Consider the following 9597-nt stretch of genomic DNA (forward strand, 5'->3'; position numbering starts at 1 on the left):
TGTTGTGTATGAATTTGTGCTCGACTATTTCGCATGTTTGAATGTCGATAAGCTCGCTAAGTCCAGATGTGGTCTGAGTGCCGTATAAAATCGAATAAGCATATTCCACAAGTGCTTTATCTTGCGCCAGTATTTCGCGCTTCTTTTCTTCAAGCTGCATGCGCATGTCCGTTGGCAACAGTGCGTCTGTGATATGACCTGTCTTTATGCGTTGCTCGTAAGATTGTGCATGCGGTAATTCGCGAGTTTTTGCTTGCTCCAGCGCAAGCTCTATATGAGCTGCTTCTTGTGCTGCGTTTTGTGTCGCTTTGAAAAGGTCACGTGCAGAATTATATGCTGAAAGTATGCTATATATTTCTGTTTCTTTCACTCGCGCTCCTCACGTTATAAAACACTTGTTTTATTATACCGTACTACCTGCGGTTTTGCCAATTGTGCAAACACTTATTTAATTATTTTTTAGCCTCTAATTATTTTCTGTGACCCTGTCATCAGGGTTTATATATTCAACTTGCGTAATATATTTAGTGTTGATGCTTATGATTTTTGGGTATCCAGTTAGCATCCGCTTTTGAACTCGGATAGTTCCGTTTGTTGAAATAGTGCGTTCCATTTTAATGATAAGTTGTACAATGTTCTTTTTACTGTACCCATCAAATTCTACGTCCACAACAGACCCGTCTGTTAAATGATATACTACTTTATACATTTTCTACCCCCTATATCTTGTGTTCTTAGTTATTCTCATTTTGTAATACTAGTTTTGCGGTGATGAGTGCGGGCGTTAGACGCTTGCCTTGCGTATGTAATAAACTTTTCTGGCTGGTGTGCTAATTTTTATTTATCTGCTTGGTATGCGCGGTATTCATCGTATGCATAATTTCGTACAGAATATTCATTATCAAAATCCACCGCCGTCCGGCTTTCGTATGCGTCCATGCCGTGACCCCGTGATTCCTGCCTTTTTGTTCGTTTTGTGCTATTTTACATGCTCATATCTTCTGTGAGCGCCTGTAATGCCGTTTTTAGCGCGTTTTACGCCTTCTCGCGCCCCCAATATCACGCACCCTATTTGCGCGCCGCTCCGTCCTTCTCGTGGGCGGTGCGCTATGTTCTAAACTCCTCAACGGTGACAAGAATCCCCTCGCGCTCATCGAACGCTTTGCGCAAACTCTCTTTCACGATGAGCCTGTCATCCTCGATAACTCCCGTGCGCGTCAAACAATCTTCCAACGTTTTCAGCATGTTGCTCATGTCGGGTTTTCGCATATACGGCTTGCCTACCTGCGTTTTTTGTGCCGTTTTGTCCTGAAAACACCACGTCACCTCCACGGATAGCGCCGCGCCTGTGCTGCCCAGTCTGCGCTCGTGTGCTCGCGTCTGCACGCGTTGTGCGTGCTCAATCGCGCTCATAATCCTGTCTTCTGCGTCTTTGAGCCTGTCTGATTTCCTGATGAACGGACGTCCATCGCGCGTGACGCTCGCTACAAGCGCGTTGTGTGTCGTGCGTGGTATTTCCATCGCTAACCACGCGCTCCACGTGCGCAAACGAACGATTCTAACGTGCTTTTTCGCGAGCTGCCCTGTGTTCTGTAGCCTGTATTCTGTGAATTTTTCCATATGTGACCTGCGGTTCCGTTGATTTTTTCTTCTGTAGGGGGTTAGAGGGTCGTTGTCGTTTTTGGTGGCGAACGCGATTATTTTTGCGCCGCCAAAAATAGCAAGAGTATGCCGGCGCGTCCTTGGCGCCGGCGTGCTCTTTGCGTAATCGTTCGTTTGCCATTCAAAAACACGACGGAGTATTTTCCGTTTTTCGGATTGTCGGCTTTAGAAGGCAAGAAGGCATTTACCGTATATACGTAGTATATAGTTTTGCCTTCTGCCTTCTAAATTTTCTACTCGCCTTCTACCTGCGGCTTTTCGTTTTCGCGTTTTCTGCGCTGAATCGCATAATTTCTGCCTGTCCCGACGCCTTCAAGCGCGCACCATTCTTGACGCAACCATAAGCGAACAGTGCGCTCACTTGCCTCTCGTCCGCTCGCTTCTGCGTATGCGTCGGTAAGCTCTGCAAGCGTTACGGGTTCTGCGTCTTTTGCGCTGCATCGGTGCTTGAATTTCTCGTTCCATATCATGGAAAGTGTCGCGTTGATTACGTCGCGTTTGTCCTGCTTGCGTGATTCTTTTCTCTGCTCGCGTTCCTTTGGCGTCAAGCGTTTGTACGGCTCTTCCTCGCCTTCCACCTTCCACTCGCACGCCTCGTCGCCCGCTATCTCATGAACGGGGTAACGAAAATAAATATTTATCGGTTCTGGCTCCTTGAACTCGCGCAACGTCGCTGACAATCTCCACGCTGTCGCGCCGTCTAGCGCGTCTTTTTCTTCGTCGGGTACTACCAGCGGTGACAAGTCCAACAGCGCGTCGGGGTCGCGTGCAAACACGCCTGAGCCACTCGCTCTGTCCATCGTGCGTTTTGTGCCTTGAACGCCCTTTGAGTGGTGGTGTACAGAAAATGTTGCTGCGCCCGTTGAATATGCAATTTTATCGAATAAAGCGGTAAATTTACTCATCTCGCTTGCGCTGTTTTCGTCGCCCGTGATTATCTTATAAAGCGGGTCAATAATCACGATTGAGTAATAGCCTTTTTTGCCGTCTGATGCCTTTAAGCACTTGTGAATAATTTTCGGTGCAAGCTTATCCAGTGGCGCGCAAAAACCACGTAAGTTCAAGATGTCAAACCTCGTTGCCCAGTCGCCTGTAAACTGCTTCACGCTTGCTATATCGGCTACGCGATGAGCAAAACTCGCCGCGTCAATCTCTAAATTTACGTACAATATGCGTCCTTGCGTGCATGGATAGCCTAACCATGTGCCGCCCGTTGCAACTGCTAAACCTAACTGCAAAAGTGCGAACGATTTTCCAGCCTTGCTCTGTCCTGCTAGCATGCCTTTGTGTCCTTGGCGCAATATGCCGTGTTCTTCTGTGCCTATGAGCACGGGGGCAAGCGCGGGCAAGTTCTCGTAAATACTTGAAAACTTTTCGATTTCGGGCAAGTCGTCGTCTTCTTCGGCTCTCCAGTCTATCCACTCGCTCCAACTTTTGAACTCTGCGTCATCGCCTACGCTAATAAGCGACTGTTGGTTGTCGCCGCGGCGTGCTCCTGGTAGCCTTGACAAGCGCGACGGGTTCTTGTTCGCGGTGTCGGGTTCAAAGCCTTGCGTGCGGACGTATGCGTATAGCTCCTCTACGCGCTTACGGTACAAGTCATAATCTGTACCCGCGTCAATGTGTACAATAGCGTGCACACTCTTGTGTCCACTCGTGACGATTGCCGCGTATGGTAGCTTCAACTGCCGTATCATCGATAATTGTTTCTCGTATGGTACGGTGTCTGATTCTACAAGCGCGTAACGGTACTCTGTGACGTTTGCATTGCCTACGCCGCGTCCGTCAAGCGGGTTAAAACGTATCCATGCGCCCGTGTCCGCGTCATAATCGCCCAACACTGCGCCTAGGTCTTTTGCGTGCGCTAGCTCTTGGCGCAACTGTAGCGCGGTCCTGTCGTAACTTCCTTTGGTCGGTACGCGGCGCCCGTCTTGTGTCGTCCAGCTTTCTGTGACGTATCCCACGTGGTCATCATCATCGAACAGCGCGCTTAAATACTTTGATAGCTGCACGGTTGATTTTTCCGTGCTCGTCATTTCATCGGGTGTAGCCTCGTCTGCCCACGCAATACTAAAACGCGGTGACGGTGGTTTATCAATTGTGGTATCTACTTTACTGTCCCAGTCGAACACCTCGCCCATCGTGCTGTATCCTGCTTGCTTCGCTAGATACATGAGTGTTCCTGCGCTTACATGCGCGCCTTGCCCACGTCCAAACGATTTCCATTTTCGCGCGCATTCCCCCGTGTGATAGCGTGCGCTGTCTTTCGCGCTCCACTCATCCCAAATGCTGCATGCTAGTCCGCTTTCATGCAACGCAAAACCTACGTCTACCCACTCTTGGTAGCTCAAGCACGCGGGGTCGATGTAACTCAACGCATCTAGTATTTCATGCGCGCTTTCTTCGTCGTGGTGCATCCTGCTCTCCTTGCGTTATGCGGTCGTTTTCTTGCGCGCGTGCGGCTCGTATGTCGCGGGGTTGATTCCGTGCGGTACTCTCCAATTGTTCGCGGCTAAGCGGCTCATCATCGCGCTCGCTTCGTCAAACGTCCATGTACCTGCGTGATTAAAGCCTTTTTTCTCTAGCATGCGTACCTGCTTCGGTGTCGCAAGACCTAACGCGCGCCTCTTGTAGATTTTATCTATAAGCTGTGCGGCTTTTCCTGCTGAAAGTGTGCTTGCGTCAATTCCTGCGCCTTCAAGCTGCTGCTTTTGCTTATCGCTTGCGCCTTCAAATTCCCACGTGAACGTCGGCTCATATGTCTGCAAGTCAACGTCACAAATGCTCATCTCGTATTGCAGCGGGTCAACAAGTCGCGCCTTGCGGCATCTTAGTTCTTCTAGTTTTTTCGCTAGCGCTTCTTCACGTTGCTTCTGTACTTCGTTTTCTGCTTGTTCGGTCGCATCTTGTAAGTCTTGCGGGGTGCCTGCGTCTTCGATGTCTTTCTGTAAAGCGCGTTCTACGTCTTTACTACCTGCGAAAAGGCTCGCTGGTCGTACAAGCTCATGCGTGCCTGTCATCCATAAAAAGTCAAGCAATAGCAGCTTGTCTTTCCCTGGTGCTAGACGTGTGCCGCGCCCTACCATCTGTACATAAAGCGCGCGTGATTTTGTCGCGCGTAACACGACGATACAATCAACTGTTGGCGCATCCCAGCCTTCTGTAAGCAGCATGGAATTACAGATAACGTTATATGTGCCATCCTCGAACTTCTGTAGAATTTCCGCGCGGTTTTCTGTTTCGCCGTTCACTTCGCAAGCGCGCAAACCTCGCTCTTGTAACAACGCGCAAATTTTGCGTGATGTTGCGATAAGTGGCAAGAATACAACTGTTTTGCGGTTTTCGCACACCGTCTGCATGGTGTCGGCTATGCTCTCTAAATACGGCTCTAACGCGTCACCTAGCTCGCCTACTGCATAATCACCGTTCGATAAATTTACGTGTTCGATGTCAATTTTAAGCGGTATACTTTGCGCTTCAATGCGCGTTAAATGTCCATCGCGTATCGCGTCATTAAGCAAGTACTCATATGCTACAGACTGAAAAACGCGTGATAGGCTCTTTTTGTCGGCTCTGTCCGCGGTCGCGGTCACGCCTAACACGTATGCGTCCTTAAAATAATCCAGGATCCGCGTATAACTTTCCGCTGCTGCGTGGTGCGCTTCGTCAATAATAATCGCGCTGAATGCGTCGGGTGGGTACGCTTGCATGCGCTTCTCGCGTGTCATTGTCTGTACGCTTGCAACTACGATACGCGCGGTGCTTTCTGCTGCTGTGCTTTCTGCTTTTTCTAGCGCGCAAGTATACCCTGTGGTAGTCTTGATTTTGTCGCGTGCCTGTTCTAATAGCTCACCTCTATGTGCAAGAATAAGCACGCGTTTACCCTTGTCTGCAATACGCTTGGCAACTTGCGCGAAAACAATCGTTTTTCCCGTTCCTGTTGCCTGTACAAGTAGAGTACGGGTTTTGCCCGTACTCCACTCGTGAAAGATTGCGTCAAGGGCTTTTTGTTGATATGCCCTTAGCTCCATGACTACCCCTAAAATTCGATGTCGTCATATTCGGGGTGCGCGTCGTGTACTTGTGCTTTTATCTTTTCTACGTTGATGTGCGCTTGTTCTTGTACGCTTAAAAATTCGTCTACGTCGTTATAAATTTTGCCGTTGTACTCGCGCTGCTTTACTTTTACCATGCCGTGCGCGCCTACGATTTTATCCCACGGGAAGTCTGCGTTTTGGTCGCCTGTTTCTGGTATCAACGCGCAACTTCTGAATAGGTGCGTGATTTTCCATACTTGCTGTTTGCATAAATAAAGTCGTACAAACACCGTTCCTTCTTGCGTTGCGTCTGTGCATGTAAGCTGTAACTCTGCCATCGGACACGCTTTCATTTTCGGGCTTCCGTTAAAGCGTTTGCGCTCAAACTTTGATACCGTAAAGTTGTACACACCTGCCGCTAGTGGCGTGTATTCTGGCTTATCGATGGTAGTGTCTACTTTGCTATCCCACGAAAATACTTCTTGCATTTTTACTCCTTTGGTTGTGCGTCTGCTTTTTTACTTGCTTTCTTGGCGATGTCTGCCCAGCGCGCGCTTATGTACTCGATAAATGACGGCTCGTATTCGCTCACTTTCGCGCTCTCTTTGTACTTGCCTGTAGCTGCAATAATCGCGCGCAGCTGTGCGTCCGTGATATTGTCCTTGAGCATATGTGCTTTTAAGCGTTTTGTGCTTGCGCTTTCGGGATACGCGTCAATGCCGAGCGCCTTCTCTTTCTCCTTTCGTTCTTGTGTGCGTTTTCTTCCCTTCGCGCTTGCGTCCGCAAAGATTTCTACAATTCGCGAGGCTTCATTTAGTGGTATTTCATCAGGTAAGTTGTAGCGGTTCTTCGCGTCATATGTTGCTGCGTGCGTGCATTTAATAACGCGCTTCCCGCCCCTTGCTTTTCCGCGTCCGTTTTCATTCACTTCAACATACGTTTTATAATCCAGGAACAAGAGTAAGTCCGCCCACTCTTTAAGTAGTGCCGCGTCTGATGTGCGCTTGGTATCAATGAGCTTGAGCGTCCAGCGGTCATACGATGCACTTTCTTCGGGTGTTTCAACACGGCTGATACAAGCATGCGCAAGAATACAAACGTTTGTCCCGCGTGTCGTAAGTTCGCTGAGCATGTCCACAAGCTTTAAGAACTCATCGCGTACAAGCACATAACCTTTACCGTACCCCCACTCTTCGATGCTCTTTTTCTCTGCATCCGCGCAAACGTGCGCAATACACAACTGCTCTGCCGCGTCTGCCGTGTCGATTACAAGCGTTTCAATTCCATAATCATTGTTTGCAATTTCCGCTATCTCGCTTAATAGCTCCGTCCACGTGCGCGGGCGTGGTAGGCGTGCTACGTCTAGTTGGTTCGTACCTTGCTCAATATCAATAAATACGGCTCCTGGTAACTTAGATGCAAGCGTTGACTTGCCTATGCCTTCATGTCCGTAAATAACGCTTTTAATCGGCTTCACCTGCGCGCCTTTGGTGATTTCTAACATGTACGCTCCTTTCTTGTTTACTTCTCGCTCACGCGTATTCCACCATCGCGCATGTATTTTGTCATGTACTGCTCTTTGAGCTGCTCGTGTTCGCTCGTGAAACGTTTCATATCGAAACGCTTGCACTCGCTACGCGTCCACGTGAAACGTCCAAGCTCTGTGTTTACGCCTTTCGCGTCGCCTATAATTTTTCTAATCTCGTTTCCTGCTTGCTTATAAGCTTGTTCTGCTTTGTCTTTTTCTTCGCGCGCTTGCAAAAACCTCTTAAACGGGTCTAGGTCGTCTGTATAGTGCTCTATCTCGTCTGAGTGTGGCTCGCTGGCGTCGAGTACAGTAAAAGCGTCTGAGGCTTTGTCCGTTATCGGCGGTACTTCGCCGCCTACGATTGAGTTGTGATAAAAGTCATCTACTGCGCGTATAAGTTTTTGCTCATATGGAATATCTCGCATATATCTGTATTCGCGGTAGTCTTGCCCGCCTATAAGTACAGCTACATCTGCGTACTCTCGCTTGGTGATGCTCAAGTAGTGCGCAATTTGCGTTACGTAATAATCGGGAATACCGTTTTCCCAGTCGGCTGTTCTCATGAGTCCTGCCGTCTTGATTTCAAGCACTCCCCAGCCCAGCTCTTCGTCTTTAACTTCATAATCAAGGCTCGCTTGTGCCCACGGTCGCTCTACTGAGCGCAAAACAGCGTTCACGCGTCTTACTTCGCGTTTCGGGTGTCTGCGCTTGTATTCTTCGCCTACAATAGGCTCTAGAATGTTTCCCCACTGCACGGCTTGTTTGTCGCTTAAATCCGCGGGTTTTACTTTGCCTATCTTTTCCATGTATACTGTGTATGCACTTCTATATTTAGATGTGCCTAAGATTGCCGCGGTGTCGCTTCCACCGATGCCGCGTGCTCTTTGCTTTAACCATGCTTCGTTGTCTTTACAACGTATGGTGGTAAAGTATTTATTCTCGCCGTCAATCACGGTTCTTTCCTTTCATCGCTTCCGTTGAAAAGTTATTAAAATCCTCGATTCGCATCTCTTTTGTGAAACATGAAAATGCCGCTCTAGGTATGTTGAGATGCGGGAGTGGGTTATGTTTGTATGCCGTAAGCGCGCCTATACTCCATACGCAACACGAACATACAAACAAGCAAGCGCATATAACGTGGTCGCAACGCCCAGCAAGCTATACAAGGTGTATACGTCATCTTGCTCTTGCCTTACGTGTTCTTTTCGCTTTGCGCAGCGCTGTTGTTGGCGTTTAATTGCGGGGTCTTGTTCGTATTTTTTGCGTAAATGCGCTACCGTAAACGGGTGCGGGCGCAAAGGTGCGGGGGTCATTACTTGCCCTCCTTCCTTTTTTGCGGGTAAACGCTGCAAGAATTGACGTACTCAATTAGCATTTCACGCGTAAAGCGAGGCGAGCTTATGTTTGGCAAGTTTAGATAATTAAGCGGTTTATAATCGCAATGTATCCACTCGCGGATAGTCCGTTCGCCTATACCTAAAAATTCTGCTGCTTGTCGTGTCGTCAATAAATGCCCCGTGTAGCCTATTGTGGGGCTATTCATCTTTTTGTTCGTCCTTGGTATCTTCGATTTCTCCCGCCAGCACTTTGGCGCGTGCCCGTGCGGTTGTTAGATGCCCTTGTTGGTGTTGCAGTACCTTTTGTGCGGCGTCCAATGCTGCGTCATTAAATAAGCTAATGCTATCGAAAAACGTATCGCGGACGCTTTGGAGCATATGGTCGATAAAGCCGTTCATCGCGATTGATTGGTCAATGAGTGCATCGATTGACTTAGCTGTTTCGCGTGTCTTTTGTTCTTCGGTCATTTCGTCCATCGTGTTCTCCTTTCAAAAAGTAATTACATGTGTTACTCCGTTATTTCTCTGTGGCTGCGTATTTTTCCCGTGCCTTACTCCTTTGTGAGTTCTTCTAGCTCCACGGGGGTGATGAGAAAATACAAGTTTTTGCTCTGTTGGTGGCGTTCCTCAGCTATTATGCATCCCACCTTCTCAAACGCTTCTTCCGTTGATTTGATTGCTATCGGTAGCTGGTCTTTATAATGCAATGTGACGCCGAGCGCGGTTCTAATTGCGACTAGCTCCCTAGAAGTGAGCGCTTGTGCTATCGTTTTCATCGTTGTTCCTTTCCCGCGTGTCTTTTCGGCTTCGGTTAGCATTCGTCCTCACCTACGCTTACGCCTGTAATTTGCTTGAAAATTTGTGCGTCAAAGTTGGGTAAGCGCTTAACCTGTTTTTGGTCGTCTTTCCCCAATCTGTCCCAGTAGTCTTGGCGATCGTTCTCATCGTGATCAAATATGCTACGGACTACGTCATAAGCTGTTGAGCTATATAGCTCGCGGTATGTAAGGTTTGAGGGCTTATTAAAGATTTC

The 9597-nt window shown here is 48.5% G+C and carries 10 protein-coding genes; all 10 read right to left on the minus strand.

What is annotated here, in order from left to right; all coding sequences use genetic code 11:
• Window positions 1-370, minus strand: a 370-nt coding sequence (locus HMPREF3192_RS04180) for a hypothetical protein (RefSeq protein ID WP_156422865.1), incomplete at its 3' end; no start/stop codon positions are given.
• Between the two features lie 737 nt (window positions 371-1107).
• Window positions 1108-1521 (minus strand): RusA family crossover junction endodeoxyribonuclease, encoded by a 414-nt coding sequence (locus HMPREF3192_RS04190; protein WP_197414563.1) that lies wholly within the window; start codon window positions 1519-1521, stop codon window positions 1108-1110.
• A gap of 374 nt (window positions 1522-1895) precedes the next feature.
• The gene (locus HMPREF3192_RS04195) at window positions 1896-4079 is read right to left on the minus strand and encodes an AAA family ATPase (protein WP_066305689.1); all 2184 of its coding nucleotides are present in this window, start codon (window positions 4077-4079) and stop codon (window positions 1896-1898) included.
• 15 nt (window positions 4080-4094) lie between these two features.
• Window positions 4095-5693: a DEAD/DEAH box helicase gene (locus tag HMPREF3192_RS04200; RefSeq protein ID WP_066305690.1), complete on the minus strand. Its 1599-nt coding sequence runs from the start codon at window positions 5691-5693 to the stop codon at window positions 4095-4097.
• A gap of 8 nt (window positions 5694-5701) precedes the next feature.
• Window positions 5702-6187 (minus strand): hypothetical protein, encoded by a 486-nt coding sequence (locus HMPREF3192_RS04205; protein WP_066305691.1) that lies wholly within the window; start codon window positions 6185-6187, stop codon window positions 5702-5704.
• Window positions 6188-6189: 2 nt separating this feature from the next.
• The gene (locus HMPREF3192_RS04210) at window positions 6190-7203 is read right to left on the minus strand and encodes an ATP-binding protein (RefSeq protein ID WP_066305693.1); all 1014 of its coding nucleotides are present in this window, start codon (window positions 7201-7203) and stop codon (window positions 6190-6192) included.
• Window positions 7204-7220: 17 nt separating this feature from the next.
• Complete coding sequence (locus HMPREF3192_RS04215) at window positions 7221-8180, minus strand: YqaJ viral recombinase family nuclease (protein ID WP_066305695.1); 960 nt, start codon at window positions 8178-8180, stop codon at window positions 7221-7223.
• 582 nt (window positions 8181-8762) lie between these two features.
• Window positions 8763-9041, minus strand: a complete 279-nt coding sequence (locus HMPREF3192_RS04225; RefSeq protein WP_066305700.1) for a hypothetical protein — start codon at window positions 9039-9041, stop codon at window positions 8763-8765.
• Window positions 9042-9115: 74 nt separating this feature from the next.
• Window positions 9116-9340 (minus strand): hypothetical protein, encoded by a 225-nt coding sequence (locus tag HMPREF3192_RS04230; RefSeq protein WP_066305701.1) that lies wholly within the window; start codon window positions 9338-9340, stop codon window positions 9116-9118.
• A gap of 35 nt (window positions 9341-9375) precedes the next feature.
• A partial coding sequence (locus HMPREF3192_RS07005) for a hypothetical protein (RefSeq protein WP_231723359.1) occupies window positions 9376-9597 on the minus strand: 222 nt, incomplete at its 5' end.

The sequence above is a fragment of the Atopobium deltae genome, assembly GCF_001552785.1.
GTDB classification, from domain to species: Bacteria; Actinomycetota; Coriobacteriia; order Coriobacteriales; family Atopobiaceae; genus Atopobium; species Atopobium deltae.